The sequence below is a fragment of the Chryseobacterium sp. SIMBA_028 genome, from assembly GCF_046535285.1.
Taxonomy (GTDB): domain Bacteria; phylum Bacteroidota; class Bacteroidia; order Flavobacteriales; family Weeksellaceae; genus Chryseobacterium.
Genome location: NZ_JAWRWZ010000011.1, coordinates 1 through 17,502 on the forward strand (window position 1 = coordinate 1; position 17,502 = coordinate 17,502).

Genomic DNA, 17,502 nt, shown 5'->3' on the forward strand with positions numbered 1-17,502 from the left:
CAGAATGAAGGGAAAAAGGGGCATCGGGGTGCCTGCAGTCATTATATATAGGATGGGCAATGGAGGATGTACATATATAGTATATAAGGATGACGTTTTTAGGGAACGGATACTTTCTATAGGTTTTGGCCAAGGTCGAATTCGCTGGGGATTTATATTAAGATGGGCTAGAGCCCATCACTACTGAATAGGAATAGAAAGAATATTCAATCTATGTCTTACATTCGGCAGTAAATAAAAAAATTCCGTGGAAATATCAACATTTAGAATTTCCACGGAATTTTTATCAATGAGATTATATTTTCATTTCAAGACATATATATTTTCCCTAAGTCTTCAAAAGTGAAACTATATAATTATACTTAATTATTGTTGTTCCTTATAAATAGCGCTTAAAAATTCTGCATAAGATTTCTCTAAACCTATGACATCTCCTGATTTAAGGTTCAAACCACCTACTCCGGAAGTATCGGGCTTAATTTTCAAGGACGAAATTTGAAAATACAAATTTTCATCGTCACTCTTAGGCTGAACTTTTATGGTTGAACCTAAAAGCTTCTTGGTAGAGATTGTATACACTTCTCCAGGAATAATTTTTAATTTTAAAAAAGATCGAGGTGATAAGGTATAGTCTTTCCTATTAACATTTATTTTCTGATCTTTCTCTGCAGACGCAAATATATACATTGCTCCATTCTGACCAGTCAATTTCTCTTTTGGGGTGTAATATAAGGCTATCTTATAATTGGAAGCATTGAATGCCTGGGGTGAACCATCAATATTTTCAAAAGGTTTTATAGCAAAAGTATTGGCACCAATTTCCTTTGCTTTTTTATATACCAATGAAAATACCATTGCATCATCTTTTGAAAACCCCTGAACTTCTACTTCACCTAAATAGATTACATCTGACTCAGCGGTATCTTTTTTATATAAAAATTTATCTGAATTATCATTTGTCTTTTCAACTTTAGTCAAATAGACATTTTGTGCACTCAAAAGCTGGATGCACAATACGGAAAAGAAGATGGCTATATTTTTCATAATATTATTGTTGTGAAAGAACATCAACACACTCTTCAAGACTATGCTCCCAATGTCTTGCTTCTATCTTATAGGTTTCTTCTATTTTATCCAAGGACATGGTACTTCTTACAGGTCTTTTGGCTGGTGTTGGATACTGCTCTGTAGTCAAAGGGTTTAATTTTATTGAAGATTTTGAAAACTCAGCAATTTTTTTGGCGAATTCAAACCATGTTGTTTCGGGATAGTTTGAGAAATGAAATATTCCAAAGGTTTTATTGGGTGTTTCGATAATCTTCATGATAGCCTCGGCGAGATCATTGGCATTGGTAGGTTGACCGAACTGATCAGCTACAATTCCTAATTCTTCTTTTTGAGAGAAAAGGTTCAGCATGGTTTTAACAAAATTCTTATTAAATTCTGAATAAAGCCAAGAGGTTCTTAGAATAATAGTCTTTGGGTTAATTTCCAATGCTAGCTCCTCACCTTTTCTCTTTGATTCTCCGTAAGCACCTATTGGGTTAGTAAAATCATCCTCTGAGTAAGGTAGGTTTGTATCTCCATCGAAAACATAGTCTGTAGAGACATGGATCAGGATCGCTTTAAAATCTGTGCAAGCCTGAGCAAGATTGGCTACTCCGTCTGCATTTACAGCAAATGCTTTTTCTCTTTCTTTTTCTGCCAAATCTACGGCAGTGTATGCTGAAGCATTGATACAGTAGTCTGGTTTATTATCATAAAAAAAATCGTTTACCTGATCTTCGTTTGTAATATCTAGGGTGGTAGAATCTGTAAATAAAAACTCGTATTGGTTTTCAAAATCGGGTGCTATTTTCCTGATGCAGTTTCCTAACTGACCGTTGCTGCCTATTACTACTATTTTTTTCATATATTATTAATTTTAAAATTGTCAAAAAGTTCTTTAAAAGATACTCATTAAGAATTTCTCGCATTTTGAGATCTTAAAAACTTTACTCTTGACTGGAAGTCTTTTTGAGGCAGGTCCACATAAAATTTGTGGAATGTTTCTTTGATGTCTTCCGGATGTATTTCTGATTTTCTTGTTTTCAGGTTAAAGTAAATAACGGTTACCCAAAGTACGGCATGAACCGTCTTTTCGTCTAAGCTTTTCATTAGAATTTCAACCTTGGCTGTTCTATCCTGAATCTCAATGGTCTTGCTGCTGATAACTACCTGGGTATTGTATCTTACTTCTTTCAGGTAAGCAATTTCATTTTGAATGGCAATCCATGTACAGCCTGTTTGTTTGGTATATTCTTCATAGGTAAATCCGTAAAAAGTCTCTACATGATCTTCTCTGGCATTGAACATATAGTCAAGATATTTCACATTGTTCAGGTGTCCGATGGGATCACAATCACTAAACCTAACCTTTACCGTAGTTGATACTTCTTTTTCCATTCCGCAAAAATAAAAAAACCGCCTCTAAAAGAGACGGTTGGTTTTATAAATCTTTGTTAATTTGCTGAAATTATTGAATTCCTAATTCTTTTTTAACAGCTGCAGTCGCATCAGCTCCTGCTTTGTAAAGGAATGCAGGTGAATTTGCATCCATAATGTAGTCATAACCGTTAGCTTTTGCTACTTTTTCAACTGCATCATTTAATTTTTTCTCAATAGGTCCGAAGGCTACTTCTTGTTTAGCTTGTAGATCTTTTTGAGCTTTGTCATTCATTTGAGCTATTTCTTCCTGCATTTTTTGTAATTCTGCTTCTCTAGCTTTGTTTTCGTCTGCAGTTTTCTTTGGAGCTTCTTCGCTATACTGCTTTAATTTGGCTTGTCCGGCATCTGCTTTTTTCTTAATCTCAGCTTGCTTAGTATCAAAGAATGTCTTAAGATCAGCATCTGCTTTTTTCTTTTCAGGCATTGCATTAAGAACTCCCAATACATCTAAAGTAGCCATTTTTTGAGCCTTTGCCATACCTACAGAAACAAACATCATCACTGCTGCAAATAATACACTTAATTTTTTCATAATTGGTAAATAAATAATTTAATTTGTTTTTAGATTTTAAATATAAGTAAAAGTTAATTTAAAAAGTTACTTTTTACTTTTAGTACTAGCTTTATCTTTCTTATCTGTTCCTTTCAATAAAATAGTTAATACTTTTTCTGTATAATCATATTTTCCTTGAAGAAAAATAACACTAATGTTATTGCTTTTATCAAGAACTATGCCCAAGCCGTTTTTTTCGGACATTGTTTTAATTGCTCCCCAGATCTGATCCTGGAATGGCAAAACAAGGTTTGTTCTTAATTTTGTAATTTCACCATTGGCTCCAAAACGTAAGCTTGTAGTTGTTTTGATATTTTTATCGAGATCTACAACCTCTTTTTCTCTAAGCTTTAATTGATCCCCTATCAATAACACTTTTTCACTTTCGAATGCCGCTTTTTTCCTTTCATATTCTGACTGCATGTTTTGAAGTTCAGACTGCCAGGTATCAATTTGAGAATTCAATCTCGCTTCGGCTTCTTTATACTGAGGTAATTTATTTAAAATTTCATTAGTATCCACTACTCCTATTTTCTGAGCATTTGAAAACCCAAAAAGCAAAAGTAATACAAAAGTGATGGTTATTTTAAAGTTCTTCATATTAATAATTATAACGATTGGTTCATCAAGAAGTGGTTTCTCCATCCAGATGGATCTCCTGATAGAGTTTTATCAAATCCATAAGCGAAGTCAAATCCGATTAATCCGAATGCCCCCATATAAACTCTTACTCCGACCCCTACTGATCTTTTCAGCTGGAATGGATTATAATTACCCCAAGAGTTCCAAACGTTACCTCCTTCTGCAAATGTTAATGCATAGATTTTAGCTGTTTGGTTCAATGAAATCGGATATCTTAATTCTAAAGTAAATCTGTTATAGATTGTACCCCCTCCTTTTTGAGTAATATCTGTACCTTCTCCACCATAGGTACTTGCATTTTCATATCCTCTCAATGGAATTAGCTCTCTACCATCATATCTACCTCCGAATAACCCTGTACCTCCTACATAGAATCTTTCAAATGGCGGTGCACCAAGGTTTTTGTTATAACCATCCATGAATCCCATTTCAGCAGAAGATCTTAACACCAATTTCCCAATGATTTCGTTATATACATCAGCCTTGAACTTAATTTTGTAGAATTCCATCCACTTATATTTATCAACAGGCTTCATTGTAGAATAGTCTTTATTGCTAAACAATGAATATGGCGGCGTTAACTTCGCAGAAAGTTCAATATTGGAACCCATTGTTGGGAAGATCGGATCTATCCCTGCAGAGTTTCTACTTAAACCTAAATTGATACTGAAGTTATTTGCATTTCCATAGTATTCTGTAGTCTCTCCAAACTGGAATGGATAATTATTAAAGTCATACTTCTGGAATTGTACTCCTGTATATAATGAGAAATAATCATCCGGCCAGTTCAATAGTCTGTTTAAACCTACTGATGCCGAGAATATATTAAGTTTCTGAGATCCTCCGTAACCGTCACTATATTTTACTCTAGAGTTATTCAAACTTACAGAAAGCGCAGTTGGCCTTGTACCGAACAACCATGGCTCAGTAAATGACACACCATAATTCTGGAAATATTGTCCTGCCTGTACTTGAATAGAGAAAGTCTGCCCGTCTCCCTGTGGTACTGGTTTAAAGTCCTTAAATTTAAGGAAGTTTCTTAATGAGAAGTTATTAAATGTTAACCCCAAAGTTCCGATGAAGCTGTTTCCTCCATATCCTGCCTGAAGCTGAACCTGAGAAGATCCTTTTTCTACCAGTTTCCAATTGATATCTACGGTATTATCCTGTTGGTTTGGTTGAATATCCTGTCCCACCTGTTGTGGATCGAAGAATGACATACCTGCCAAATCAAAATAAGTTCTTTTGATCTCTGTTTTTTTGAAAAGTTCACCTGGTTTTGTTCTTAAGGCTCTAAGAACTACGTGGTCATGGGTAGTTGTGTTCCCTTGCCATGTTACTTTATTCCAGGTAGCTTGCTCTCCTTCGTTAATTCTAACTTCAAGATTCACAGCATCTCCTGAAACTGATTTTTCAACCGGTGTTACGTTAGAGAAAAGGTACCCATTATTCATGTATACAGACTTGATATCGGAATCATCTTCCTTACCACCGTCTTCTCCTACTTTTTTGTTGAATCCTACTGCATCGTAAATATCTCCTTTCTTGTATCCCAGCAATCTCTGTAGATATTCTGTAGAGTATACCGTATTACCTGTAAATGTAATGTCTCCGATATAGTATTTTTTACCTTCGTTAAGCTTTACATTGATCTCATAATTATTTCTTTTATTTCTCCATACAGAGTCTGAAACTATTTTTGCGTCTCTATACCCTAAGGAGTTATAATAATTGACCAAGCTTTGCTTATCTTCCTGATATTTTTCTTCAATGAATTTTGAAGACTTCAAGATCCCTCCGATTCCAAAACGTCTTTGCTTTGTTTCTTTAAAAGCTTTATTTCTAAGCTTTCTATCGGTTACACTTGTATTACCTTCAAATTCAATATGATCGATTTTGATCTTTCTTCCCTTGTCTACATTAATCGTCCAATCTACCAAAGATGGATCTCCGGCATTGATTTTATCCTCAATACTGATTTTTGCATCAGCAAAACCTTTTTTAATATAGTCTTTTGGGATATTCGTCTTAAGACTTGAAACGAGGTTTTGAGTAATCTTTGTTCCTGGCTTCAGATTGTTGTCTTTAGCTAGTTTTTCATTTTTAGATTTCCCTATTCCTTTCCCCTTGAATTTTACTTCTCCAAGTTCCTTCAGGTCCTGAAGATAGAATTTAAGAACGACTGTCTGTCCTTCAATACTTTGAACGTATACTTCCACTTCAGAAAAAGATTGGGTATCCCAAAGCTTTTTAACAGCATTACTGATCTTCTGCCCTGGAATGTCTACGCTTTCTCCTTTAGCTAAGCCTGTAAACCTTAAGATCTGAGCTGGTGTATATTTTTTTACCCCATCTACAACGATGTCTTTAAGTGTATAAGTGCCTACCTCATTTTCTGTGTGTACAGCATTACTTACTTTGGTGCTGTCCTGTGGAGTTACTTGTCCATAAAAATGCGCAGAAGCAGCAAACATAATGATGGGTAATAGTCTAAACTTCATTTTATCGAGTCTTTCTTTTCTTTTAAATTTATTGGCCTTGTATCTGCTCTCCGGTTAATCCGTATCTTCTTTCCTTATTTTGATAATCTACAATACATTGGAAGAAAATATCTTTGGTAAAATCCGGCCATAGAACATTTAAAAACTGTAATTCAGCATAAGCAATCTGCCAAAGAAGGAAGTTACTTATCCTGATTTCGCCACTTGTTCTGATCAGTAAATCTACTGGAGGAAAATTCTTGGTATAGAGATAATCTTCAAATAGTTTTTCATCAATATTCTCTATTTCTACCTTTCCTTCTTTTACATCAGAACTTATATTTTTAACGGCTTCCAGGATTTCATTTTGTGAGCCATAGCTTATCGCTAATACAAGGTTTCCTTTTGTGTTTTCTTTTGTAAGATCTACCACACGCTGCAACTGCTCTCTTACTAAAGTAGGCAGTTTATTCAGGTTTCCTATTACATGCATTCTTAATCCTTTGCTAAAGATCTCTTCTGCTTCCAGCAGTAAAGTTTCTACAAGCAAATTCATAAGAGTACTCACTTCTTCAGCCGGACGACTCCAGTTTTCTGAAGAGAACGTGTAAAGTGTTAAATAGGGGATATTGATCTCATTACATGCATTAATAGCATTTCTTACAGCATTAATGGCATTTTTGTGACCGAAGGTTCTATCTTCGCCACGAGATTTTGCCCATCTTCCATTGCCATCCATAATGATGGCCACGTGTTTCGGTAAATTCTCAGAATTTATTTTATTTTTAATCAACGACATATTAATCACAATAGCATGGAGGTCTTCCAAACGAGAAAGTCAGTCCTAAACTGAATGTATTCATCCAGTCTTTGGATCTGTCATCTCCAATATTTCTCTTTTTAATAAACTCTTCTTCTCTTTCTTTAGCAACAGCATAATAATTACCTGACTGCAATAGGGAACCCCCTGTAGCTGGGTCTAAGATATCGGCATTAAACGAATTCTGCACATCACTGGAAAGGATCTTACTGTGATCAAGCTGATCTGTTAATGTATATCTAAAGGTTGCTTCTGCAAATATAGCCCAAGTATGGTTAAATTTATACTTTAATCCTACCCCAAAAGGGATATGCATGGTAACTTTTTTTCCTAACGAGTATTCGGTTGTTGTTTTAAAGTCCATTTCATTGATTGGAGCTAAAGCCACGCCATCTGCATCTCTTCTGAAATCATTCACAAGATTGGCTTTAGGTGCATCAAACATTAAGGCACCAATACCTCCAAAAATGTATGGGCTTACCATACTTATCTGTTCATTATTTATAGGGAAAAAGTTATATTCAAACATTAAACTTGCCTCATACACATTATTTTTACCGTATGAGTTTCTATTTCTTCTATATTCTTCTTTTGCAGCTTTATCACTAAACTGAATTTGGTTGTATCCTAAATCCAATCTAATGGTTTGATGCGGGTTAAAATTAAATCTATATAATATTCCTCCATAAAATGGGATACCCCAATCCGACATTCTATTTAAATCCAACGGCTTTTGTAAAATATAATTTGTTCTTCCTACATCTCCCACTAGGTTACTCATACCTAGACGAACTCCCAATTCGTTTCTTTGAGCTTTAACACTCACCACTCCAAGGAAGGCAAGGAAGCTAAACAATAATTTTTTATTCATAAAAGAATATGGATTTATGGTTATTTTAAAATTTAATTTTTGCAAATATAAAACATTTTTATATTAATGATAATCTTAATGTTTAGTTAAAAATAAACAAAAAAACATAATTTGTTATAAAGTAAACGGCAAAGTGGCAAAAATATTCTTTTTTTCATAGAATGAAAATAAATAAAGTATAAAAAAACCCCCATCAAATGAGGGTTTAAGGCTCTATTTTTTATTAAACATTCTCTGCATCTTATTCCGTATTCTGATTAACAGGGGTTCTTTATAATTTTTATCTTCATCAAAATAGCCATATCCATAACCATATCCGTAACCATACCCATAACCATATCCCTGTTTCGTAGTATAATCATTATAAATAAGTCCTAAATGCTCAATTTCATTATTATGATATTTCTCCGTGATCATTCTCAACATATACTTTTCTGTATATTCGTGGCGAACAACATAAATATTGGCATCGGAATATTTCATTAGTTCATAAGAGTCTGCCACTAATCCAACTGGCGGGGAGTCTATAATAATAAAGTCATATTTTTCTCTTAGTTCTTCTATAAATTTAATATTTCTTTGGCTCATTAATAACTCTGACGGGTTTGGCGGAATAGGCCCTGAAGTGGCAACATCAAGATTTGGAATCCTGGTCTTATTCACAATCTGGTCAATATCGACTTCTCCTGTAAGGTAGTTGGAGATACCATATTTATTATCAATTTTGAAGTCACCAAAAATTTTAGGCTTTCTAAGGTCCATTCCTAACAGGATTGTTTTTTTGTCACTTAATCCTAATACAGACGCCAGGTTGATGGAGACATAGGTTTTTCCTTCACCCCCTACGGAAGATGTTATGAGTATCACCTTGCCTTTTTTCTCTTCATTCGTCATTAGGAATCTGACGCTCGCTCTTATTCCTCTAAATGCTTCTGAAACGGAAGACTTTGGTTGTTCCAAAACCGTCAGCATATTTTCATTACTGTTGTTTCCGATCACTCCAAGAAGTGGAATTTTTGTTGCACTTAACAGTTCCTTGATGTTTCTGATCTTATTATCAAGCAGTTCTCCCATTAAGATAAATAATACAGGAAGCAATAACATTCCGAATATTATCCCAGTCTTTGCTATTCTAACATTTGGGCTAACAGGTCCCTGTCCTAAGTTCTTGGCCGGGTCAATCACACTAATATCAGATTGATTTGTTGCTACATTCAGCTGTGCTTCATTTTGTCTATTTAAAAGACTGTTGTATGTAGCTTCAATCATATTATAACCTCTTTCTGCATCCAGATATTTTCTTTCCTTTTCAGGATAAGTTGTCAAATCTGAATTTGCGCTAGAAACTTCACGATCAATCCTGTTGATCTCATCATAATATTTAGTGTAGTAGTTTTTTAAGCTACCGAAAGACCCTGTTCTTGCTTCATTAATAAGCCTGTCCACCTCTTTCATTGGTTCAGAAGTTGTCTTGTAGATCAATGCCAACTCTCTTCTCTTTGTATATAGAGCTTTAAGCTCACTTACAGAGGCAGAGAACATTCCATCTTCAAAGCCTGCTGCGTTTGTAGCAATCATTTTATCAAAGTTCTGCGACTGAAGAGTATTTTTAATATTATTCAGAGAACTTATTTTACTTACAAGATCTGCTTTCTTCGCTTCAAGATCTTTTATTTTTTCCAGAGATTTTTCATCTCTGTCTTTAATATTGTATAGTTTTTCCGATGTTTTCAGATAGTTTAGAACAAGAGCAGCAGAGTCTAATTTCTTACGAATGTCATTTAGATTACCTTGTAGATAGGCTGTTGTATTTTTATTAACAGTGTTTTTGTCCTCTAGCCTCTTTTTTTGAAGTTCGGCTACTGATTTATTAAGGAAATTTACAGTACTGTTAAGATTGTATCCTTTCTTGGTGATCACCATAATGGTATTGATCTCTCTGTCGAAATTCACAGCTATGGTTGATACAATATCGGTAACACTTTGGTTAATTGTACTTAGGTTAATAATAATATTATCCTGCTTAATGTTAGGAATAACCGGGTTTTGAATCAGCTTGAATCTTAGGTTGGGAGAGTTATACCATTCGTTAACTCTAATGATTTTATTTTCTGGTCTGTTGTAGGGTTTAATATTCTGAAACCCCTCATTTTCATAACTGTATAAGCTTACAGACTGTCCCTCTTCTGGAAGAACCACTTCATAAGTTCCATTTCCCTTTGGTATTATCGTAAAGGGATAGTTAACCTGTTGAAGATGTTTTTTGTCAATTTCAACGAAAACCGGAGAGTCATCTTTATCCAAAAATGTAGATTTGATAAGCCCTTTGGTAGAATAATTCACAAAAAGGTTTAACTCTTTAACCAAGAATTCATTATGAGATCTTGAGAAAAGCATTTTCTTTAGGTATACTCCATCCTGATTTCCTCCCTGTCCCCAAATGAAGTTAATCGACTGGTTTGGGCTAAAATAACTTGAAGTATTATTGGATATACTCAATGATAAATCTGAGGAGTATACATTCTGAGCATAATATTTACTGTATACCCAAGAAGTACCATAACCAATAAGAAACATAAAAACAAACCAATACCAGTTTTTAAGTATTCTTCTTAAAAAATGTTCAATATCAAACAATGCAAAATTCCCGTACTTTTCTTTGGGGGTTTCGCTATTTCCTACTTGAGTTTCTTTTCCTGGAATCATGGGGATTAAAGTCTTTGTAGGATTGTATATAGGGTTAATGCTGTTGTAATTGCCGTTACACCGGTAAGTAAAGTCTGAATTGGATCTTTTCCGAATCCGTTCAAGCTTTTCTTTCTGGTATTAAGATAGATTTCATCACCGTTCTGGATATAATAGTAAGGAGAATTCATAAGATCTTCACGGGTAAGATCTATTTTAGCTATTTTGATCCCTTCCGGAAGCTTTCTGTGAATAACAACATCCTTTTTGTCAATGGTTCTGTTCAAACCTCCGTTAATGGCTAATGCCTCAGTAATGGTAAGGGTATTTTTGTGAGCTACCTTTTCACCTGAAAGACCTGTTGATTCTACATCACCAAGAATATAATAAGTGATTCCGTCTGTATTTAATCTTACTTCAGCTTTTCCTTCCTGGAAGTTTTCGTTAACCTTGCTTTGTATTTCTTTTGTAACATCATCAAGTGTTCTACCCTCGGCCTTGATGTATCCTATTCCAAAAACATTAATATCTCCGTTAGAATCCACCTTTAGCCCATTAAAGTAGAAATTCACATTTCCTCCTGAACTAGATCCTGAACTACCTCCAGCTCCTCCTAAAGCAGCACTACTCACCGCTCCACCACCTGTTCCTCCAGAAGTATTCAGGGAAGAATAAAACTGGGCAGCATCTCCTTTGGGAGTGGTAACAATATTAAGATTAAGGAGGTCATTTTTTGTAATTCTGTAGATAGGGATATTGTAGGGAACAAGACCTTCTTCGTTGATTACAAGACTTTCACTTGGCTGTAAATATCTTACATCTTTTGTAGTGATGCATGAGGTAACCAGGAAAGGTAATAATATTAAAAATAAATACTTAAAGTTCTTCATCATATTTGAATATTGTTTACAAAAGTAATATTTAATTGTTAATTTTTGTTATTTCTTAATCGATATATCAAATCCGGCAAATAAGCACCTATAAAACCTAATGAAACAACAATCAGCAATAATAGATTCACGTTGATATGTCTTAAATAATAGGCTACCGCTACAATCATTAAATAATAAACGATAATATAGAATGTAGATCTCCTGTGAGTAAGATCAAGTTTTAGCAGTTTATGATGGATATGATTCTTATCGGCATCAAAAGGAGATTTTTTATTGTAAAGTCTTACAAAAATCACATTCAATGTATCTACAATAGGCAGAATAAGAATAGCCACAGCGACTACGGGAGCCGACTGCAGGTGGTACCTTGGCACATCAATCAGCTTTTTATCTATGAAAATATCAATAAAGCAAATGGAAGTAAAAGCTAGAAGAAAGCCCAGTAACATAGAACCTGTATCTCCCATGAACACCTTATTGGTTCTATAATTCGAAAGATTGTAATATAAGAATGCCAAAACAGTTCCAATAATAACCACAGACAGAACAACCAACGGATAGTTATATTCTCCCAGTCTGTAATAGCTTATTCCAAACAATGCACTACAAATCACAGAATAGCCGCCCGCAAGCCCATCAATCCCGTCAATAAGGTTGAATGCATTAATCAGAATAATGAAAGTAATAATACTGAAGAGGACACTCACAAAATAACTAAGTTCATACACCCCGAAGATTCCGAATAAGCTTCTGATTCTAATATCTGAGCCAATAACCACCAACGAGGACACAAGGATTTGTGCCACAAGTTTTTTATAGGCCCTCATGACCACGATATCATCCATTACACCTATATACAGAAGTATAATCAGCGATGCAAACAGAAATTTATAGAGATCAAATAACTCATAGGCAAAAATAGAGACACATATCCCAATTGAATAAAATATGGCAATACCACCCAGATTAGGAATTTTTCTGAGATGTGAACTTCTAACTCCCGGTTCATCCATAAGATTTTTTCTTCTGGAGATCTTTACAATAGTAGGTATGGAGAAAAAAGTAATTAAAAAGGAGAGCACGAAACCTAATCCTACTTTTACATAGAAAATAGGTATCCCCGATCCGCTTAAGAACAATTCAAAATTTTTCATTCTTTTTCTTATCCTGTACACATTGTTTCTTCAATTAGAACTGATAATGCAGATATATGCTTTATCTCATGTTCTACTGTCCGAAACAATAGTACTTACATTTGTGTTTATATCAATTTTCTTATCAATTTTTTCTGTCCGGCAAAAAATAACAGATAAAAAATCTTTTTTTTCACCGGCAAAGATAAAAGATAATTCTTACCAAAACGACTATAGCTCAATATATCTTGAATTTTTATTTGTCTTTCTTTCATAAAAACAGTCAGTTTATCAGACATTTTGTAAAATATATCCTCATCCTTCACAAATGCCAAATAGGCCAGAAAAGAATAAACTCCCTCAAAGATCTGAAAGTTCTTCAATTCTTTTTTTTTATCGGAATATCTGGATCCATTGAACACACTTTCTACATCCTGTACTGCTTTCAAGATATCAAGACCTTTTTCCGTATGCGTTTTTGTAATAGAATCGGTACGCTCAAGGTATTGATAATGAAATCTCTGAGTCTGTGCAATGGTCTCACATTCCAATAAAAGCTGTGGAATGAGCTGAATATCCTCAAAATGAACTCCTTTCTTGAATTTTTTATGTTCAAAAAGTTCTTTTCTAAACAATTTATTACAAGCAAAATAGCTGATATCCGAAAAAACAGAAAAATCATCTTTAAGATTAATTTTTTCCTGCATATTGGGCAACTGGGTCAGCTTTTGGGTTACCTGCCCATTTTCATCCACTTTCTGAATATTGCAGACCACCATTTTTGCATGATGTTTTTCGGCCAACAACAGCATTTCTTCAAACATTGTTTCTGTTATATAGTCATCACTATCTACAAAGCCTATATAATCTCCCGTTGCTCTCTCAATACCAAAGTTCCGCGCATCGCTCAATCCCCCGTTTTCCTTGGTAAAAGCCTTTATTTTCTCCGGATATTTAAGCGCAAAGCTCTTTATAATTTCCGCAGATTTATCTTTGCTTCCATCATCCACTACAAGAATCTCAATGTTTTGGTGACTTTGATTCACTAGGGAGTCAAGGCATTTTGTCAAATAGTTTTCGACATTATAAACGGGAACAATAATGGAGACTCTTGAGAGAACGTTCGTCATATATTAAAATTTCATCAGTCTTGCATTCAGCCAGCCTTTCTTAGCTTCATCAAAATCTTTTCTTGAACATGGAATGCAGTTTTCTATATTTTCATCATCGCCAAAATACCACAAATTACTGAAAGTATCACGCTTAAAAGCAAATTGCCTGTCGTCTATTAAAACATAGAACAATTCATACTGCCTTTCCTTAGGGTGTGATCTCTGAATGTTGATTCCCTCAATCAGATACCAAAGCATTTGGGCTAGTAGCTGATGATTCAGCTGATTCTCTGAGTAAATATTATAATTAAAAATCCCCACAGATTTTAGATTTTCGCTTAACCCTATTTCTTTCATATAGGCACAAACTTCTCTCCTATTGAGTCCGTTAACCTGTGGATTTACTGAAAAAGGCTCGCTGAAGCTTTCAATCGCATCACAATTTACCGTAACCAAATCTGCTTTTCTGAAGAAAGGCTCTGTTTTTTCTGTAGAATTCATCATTTCAGCCAAACGGATGATATCAAATTCCACTTCCTTAATCAGCTTTACAGAATCCATCTCATTCAAATGTTTCTGGTACCCTAAATGGTGATAGTTTTTAATAGAAAAAGTCTTGGCGCCAAAAATCTTGCTTAAAAAAGTATGTTCGTTAATATCTTCTCCCTGTTTAAGAGAAATAATATTGCTGACTTGGGTATAATTGAGACTTTTTTGATGGAAATTGATTGCCGAAAACAACGAGAAAGCAAAATCATTAGAACCACCAATAATTACCGGAAGTGCTCTTTTGTAATGGCATGCAGATAAGACTTCCTGCAAAATATAATGGGTATCCTGAACGGATTTTCCGGAAACCAAATCGCCAAGGTCTACAACCGGAATTTCAAAATCCAGCTGTGCAAGTTTGTAAAATTCTTTTCTGACTGCTGTAAAATCCTGTACTTCGGCATCTCCGCCTGCTCCTCTGTAATCTGACACAAATAAAAGAACGATACTGTCTTCTTTTATATCTTTTGTGATCCGACTTCCAATCTGCCAGCTTTCTGTTTTGAAATTTCTTGGTGAAATGATAAAGTCTTCAAAATCCATATTTTAATTTAAAAATGTACTATTTGATTAATTTCTTGATATAACAAACATACAAAAAAACACCACAACTGACTAGGCTGTGGTATTTTTTGTTCATAAAAAAAGCCGTTAACACTGTTAGTTAACGGCTATGTATAATTATTTTAATATTACTTCTTTTTTGCAGCGGGCTTTTTTGCGGCTGTAGTCTTTTTTGCTGTAGTTGCTTTTTTTGCGGCTGGTTTTTTCTTTTCCGCAAAGGCATTTTTATCTTGATCAGTGATCCACTTTTTAACTTCATCAAGAGAAATATCTTTCAATTCTTCTCCATCATATTTGGTGTCGTCACTTTTCTTTGGAATTTTAAACATTGCTTTTCCAAACTTGATGAAAGGTCCCCATCTTCCGTTTTCAATAGAAATTTTTTCTTTTTCCCATTGCTGGATGTATCTGTTGGCTTCTTTTTCCAACTTGGCATCAATCAGTTCGTTGATATCACTCTGAGAAAGATTATCAAAGTTATATTTCTTCGGAACATTTATGAAAATATCCTTGTATTTGATAAATGGCCCGAATCTCCCCGTTCCCTTGGTTACAGGATCTCCTTTATACGTTGCAATGGGTGCATCAGCCTTTTTCTTCTCGTTAATGATTTCTTCTGCACGATTTTGATTGATTGAAAGCGGATCTTCACCTTTTGGAATACTAATGAAAGTTTCTCCCCATTTCACATAAGGTCCGAATCTTCCAACCCCAACAGAAACAGCATTTCCTTCAAATTCATTTAAATCGAAAGGCAGCTTAAATAGTTCTATTGCTTCTTCAAAAGTGATGGTAGCAATATTCTGACCTGACATCAATGAAGCAAAGATTGGCTTTTCTTCATCATCTGTTTCTCCAATCTGGATCATCGCACCAAATCTTCCGATTCTGGCGTGAACATTTTTACCAGTCTTTGGATCAACTCCTAAAAGCCTGTCTCCTGTTGCACGGTCTGCATTTTCTTCTACATCTTCAATTCTCGGGTGGAATTTTGAGTAGAAATCCGTCATCATTTCTTTCCACTTCTGATCTCCATTTGCAATCTCATCAAACCCTTCTTCTACCCTTGCAGTAAAACCGTAGTCCAGAATTTCCTTAAAGTTATCGGTAAGAAAGTCATTCACAACCTCTCCTATATCTGTAGGAATAAATTTGTTTTTATCTCCTCCAAACTTTTCATCAAGGACCACTTTTTTGATATTGTCCTTTACTAAAGACATCTTGATTACCTGACGGGTATGTGGTTCAATTTCACGCTTGTCAACATATTCTCTGTTCTGAATGGTCTGAATGGTTGGTGCGTAAGTAGATGGTCTACCAATCCCTAGCTCTTCCAATTTCCTAACCAATCCGGCTTCAGTATATCTTGCACTTGGTCTTGTGAATTTTTCAGTAGCAGTGATGGTTTTATAGCTTAATATTTCTCCAACTTTTACTTTTGGCAATAGTTTTTCGTTGTTCTCTTCATCTTCATCTTCGGTTTTTACAATACCGTAAGCCTTTAGGAAACCATCAAAGATGATTACTTCGCCTTGTGCTTCGAAGTGATGTGGTAATGATGCGTTTCCGATCTCAATTACTGTTTTTTCAATTTTCGCATTAGACATTTGGGATGCCAATGTTCTTCTGTAAATCAATTGGTACAGTTTATTCAACTGAGCATCTCCTATGCTTTTCACACCGAAGTCTGTAGGACGAATTGCTTCGTGAGCTTCTTGTGCTGATGCAGATTTTGTAGTATAGTTTCTTGGAGAAGAGTATTCTGCTCCATATTCTGAAATAATTTGTTTTTTTGCTCCTTCAATTGCTTCCTGAGAAAGGTTTACGGAGTCTGTTCTCATATAGGTGATGAATCCTTCTTCATATAATCTCTGTGCCAGACGCATGGTATTGGTCACATTATAACCTAATCTTGATGAAGCTTCCTGCTGTAGTGTAGAAGTAGTAAAGGGAGCAGATGCAGAACGAGTTCCTGGTTTTGTTTCAACATTCAGAACTTTAAATTCTGTAGTTTTTGCCTGCTCAAGGAATTTTTCTGCTTGTTCCTCTTTCTCAAAGTCTTTTTTAAGCTTTGCTGCAATTTCCTGTTCAGTATTGTTTAAGAAAATTCCGTCAAGCTTAAAGCTTGCTTTTGGAGTAAACTCACGGATTTCTTTTTCTCTTTCAACAATTAATCTTACAGCTACAGATTGCACTCTTCCTGCAGAAAGTCCTGGTTTTACTTTTTTCCATAAAACCGGAGACATTTCAAAACCTACAATTCTGTCCAGTAGTCTTCTTGCCTGCTGAGCATTCACCAAATTCTGGTCGATATCCCTAGGATTTTCAATGGCTTTTAGAATGGCATTTTTAGTAATCTCGTGGAAAACAATTCTCTTTCTATTTTCAGGCTTCAATTTCAATTCATCTGCTAAGTGCCATGCAATAGCTTCTCCTTCACGGTCTTCATCGGAAGCCAGCCATACCATTTCTGCTTTCTTTACTGCAGCCTTTAATTCTGTCACTAATTTCTTCTTGTCTGCTGAAACTTCGTAATCAGGACTAAAGGTGGCAAGGTCTATTCCCATTCCCTTTTTAGGCAGATCTCGGATATGACCGAAACTGGATTTTACTTCGAAATCCTTACCTAGATATTTCTGAATAGTTTTTGCTTTTGCCGGGGACTCTACGATTACTAAATTTTTCGACATTCTAAAAAATTTTTTTGCAAAAG

At 34.9% G+C, this 17,502-nt stretch carries 14 protein-coding genes; all 14 read right to left on the minus strand.

All coding sequences use genetic code 11. The annotated features are described in order from the left end of the window. Window positions 1-366 precede the first annotated feature (366 nt). On the minus strand, window positions 367-1,044 hold the full coding sequence (locus tag SCA31_RS15220) for a hypothetical protein (protein WP_410697813.1): 678 nt from the start codon (window positions 1,042-1,044) through the stop codon (window positions 367-369). 4 nt (window positions 1,045-1,048) lie between these two features. Beyond that, window positions 1,049-1,912, minus strand: a complete 864-nt coding sequence (rfbD, locus tag SCA31_RS15225) for a dTDP-4-dehydrorhamnose reductase (RefSeq protein WP_410697814.1) — start codon at window positions 1,910-1,912, stop codon at window positions 1,049-1,051. A 47-nt stretch (window positions 1,913-1,959) separates the two neighbouring features. Further along, on the minus strand, window positions 1,960-2,445 hold the full coding sequence (locus SCA31_RS15230) for an acyl-CoA thioesterase (protein ID WP_106917913.1): 486 nt from the start codon (window positions 2,443-2,445) through the stop codon (window positions 1,960-1,962). 70 nt (window positions 2,446-2,515) lie between these two features. Further along, window positions 2,516-3,019, minus strand: a complete 504-nt coding sequence (locus tag SCA31_RS15235; protein ID WP_410697815.1) for an OmpH family outer membrane protein — start codon at window positions 3,017-3,019, stop codon at window positions 2,516-2,518. A 66-nt stretch (window positions 3,020-3,085) separates the two neighbouring features. Then, entirely contained in the window at window positions 3,086-3,640 is a 555-nt protein-coding gene (locus tag SCA31_RS15240) for an OmpH family outer membrane protein (protein ID WP_410697816.1), read from the minus strand. A gap of 8 nt (window positions 3,641-3,648) precedes the next feature. Continuing rightward, on the minus strand, window positions 3,649-6,183 hold the full coding sequence (locus tag SCA31_RS15245; protein WP_410697817.1) for an outer membrane protein assembly factor: 2,535 nt from the start codon (window positions 6,181-6,183) through the stop codon (window positions 3,649-3,651). Window positions 6,184-6,211: 28 nt separating this feature from the next. Next, complete coding sequence (locus tag SCA31_RS15250) at window positions 6,212-6,961, minus strand: isoprenyl transferase (RefSeq protein ID WP_410697818.1); 750 nt, start codon at window positions 6,959-6,961, stop codon at window positions 6,212-6,214. Between the two features lies 1 nt (window position 6,962). Then, window positions 6,963-7,853, minus strand: coding sequence for a DUF6089 family protein (locus tag SCA31_RS15255; protein ID WP_410697819.1), 891 nt, complete (start codon window positions 7,851-7,853; stop codon window positions 6,963-6,965). A 213-nt stretch (window positions 7,854-8,066) separates the two neighbouring features. Then, window positions 8,067-10,559, minus strand: coding sequence for a polysaccharide biosynthesis tyrosine autokinase (locus SCA31_RS15260; protein ID WP_410697820.1), 2,493 nt, complete (start codon window positions 10,557-10,559; stop codon window positions 8,067-8,069). Between the two features lie 5 nt (window positions 10,560-10,564). Continuing rightward, window positions 10,565-11,431 carry a polysaccharide biosynthesis/export family protein gene (locus tag SCA31_RS15265; protein WP_410697821.1) on the minus strand — a complete coding sequence of 289 codons (867 nt, stop codon included), beginning with the start codon at window positions 11,429-11,431 and terminating at the stop codon, window positions 10,565-10,567. A gap of 35 nt (window positions 11,432-11,466) precedes the next feature. Further along, entirely contained in the window at window positions 11,467-12,585 is a 1,119-nt protein-coding gene (locus SCA31_RS15270) for a glycosyltransferase family 4 protein (protein ID WP_410697822.1), read from the minus strand. Window positions 12,586-12,692: 107 nt separating this feature from the next. Further along, window positions 12,693-13,694 carry a glycosyltransferase family 2 protein gene (locus SCA31_RS15275; protein ID WP_410697823.1) on the minus strand — a complete coding sequence of 334 codons (1,002 nt, stop codon included), beginning with the start codon at window positions 13,692-13,694 and terminating at the stop codon, window positions 12,693-12,695. A 3-nt stretch (window positions 13,695-13,697) separates the two neighbouring features. Then, entirely contained in the window at window positions 13,698-14,768 is a 1,071-nt protein-coding gene (locus SCA31_RS15280; protein ID WP_410697824.1) for a formimidoylglutamase, read from the minus strand. 149 nt (window positions 14,769-14,917) lie between these two features. Next, window positions 14,918-17,479, minus strand: coding sequence for a type I DNA topoisomerase (topA, locus tag SCA31_RS15285; protein ID WP_410697825.1), 2,562 nt, complete (start codon window positions 17,477-17,479; stop codon window positions 14,918-14,920). Window positions 17,480-17,502: the final 23 nt, after the last annotated feature.

What these genes read in the sequence shown, in the direction of transcription:
- SCA31_RS15220 (WP_410697813.1), bottom strand. Translation starts at nt 1,044, where the DNA reads ATGAAAAATATAGCCATCTTCTTTTCCGTATTGTGCATCCAGCTTTTG.
- rfbD (WP_410697814.1), bottom strand. Translation starts at nt 1,912, where the DNA reads ATGAAAAAAATAGTAGTAATAGGCAGCAACGGTCAGTTAGGAAACTGC.
- SCA31_RS15230 (WP_106917913.1), bottom strand. Translation starts at nt 2,445, where the DNA reads ATGGAAAAAGAAGTATCAACTACGGTAAAGGTTAGGTTTAGTGATTGT.
- SCA31_RS15235 (WP_410697815.1), bottom strand. Translation starts at nt 3,019, where the DNA reads ATGAAAAAATTAAGTGTATTATTTGCAGCAGTGATGATGTTTGTTTCT.
- SCA31_RS15240 (WP_410697816.1), bottom strand. Translation starts at nt 3,640, where the DNA reads ATGAAGAACTTTAAAATAACCATCACTTTTGTATTACTTTTGCTTTTT.
- SCA31_RS15245 (WP_410697817.1), bottom strand. Translation starts at nt 6,183, where the DNA reads ATGAAGTTTAGACTATTACCCATCATTATGTTTGCTGCTTCTGCGCAT.
- SCA31_RS15250 (WP_410697818.1), bottom strand. Translation starts at nt 6,961, where the DNA reads ATGTCGTTGATTAAAAATAAAATAAATTCTGAGAATTTACCGAAACAC.
- SCA31_RS15255 (WP_410697819.1), bottom strand. Translation starts at nt 7,853, where the DNA reads ATGAATAAAAAATTATTGTTTAGCTTCCTTGCCTTCCTTGGAGTGGTG.
- SCA31_RS15260 (WP_410697820.1), bottom strand. Translation starts at nt 10,559, where the DNA reads ATGATTCCAGGAAAAGAAACTCAAGTAGGAAATAGCGAAACCCCCAAA.
- SCA31_RS15265 (WP_410697821.1), bottom strand. Translation starts at nt 11,431, where the DNA reads ATGATGAAGAACTTTAAGTATTTATTTTTAATATTATTACCTTTCCTG.
- SCA31_RS15270 (WP_410697822.1), bottom strand. Translation starts at nt 12,585, where the DNA reads ATGAAAAATTTTGAATTGTTCTTAAGCGGATCGGGGATACCTATTTTC.
- SCA31_RS15275 (WP_410697823.1), bottom strand. Translation starts at nt 13,694, where the DNA reads ATGACGAACGTTCTCTCAAGAGTCTCCATTATTGTTCCCGTTTATAAT.
- SCA31_RS15280 (WP_410697824.1), bottom strand. Translation starts at nt 14,768, where the DNA reads ATGGATTTTGAAGACTTTATCATTTCACCAAGAAATTTCAAAACAGAA.
- topA (WP_410697825.1), bottom strand. Translation starts at nt 17,479, where the DNA reads ATGTCGAAAAATTTAGTAATCGTAGAGTCCCCGGCAAAAGCAAAAACT.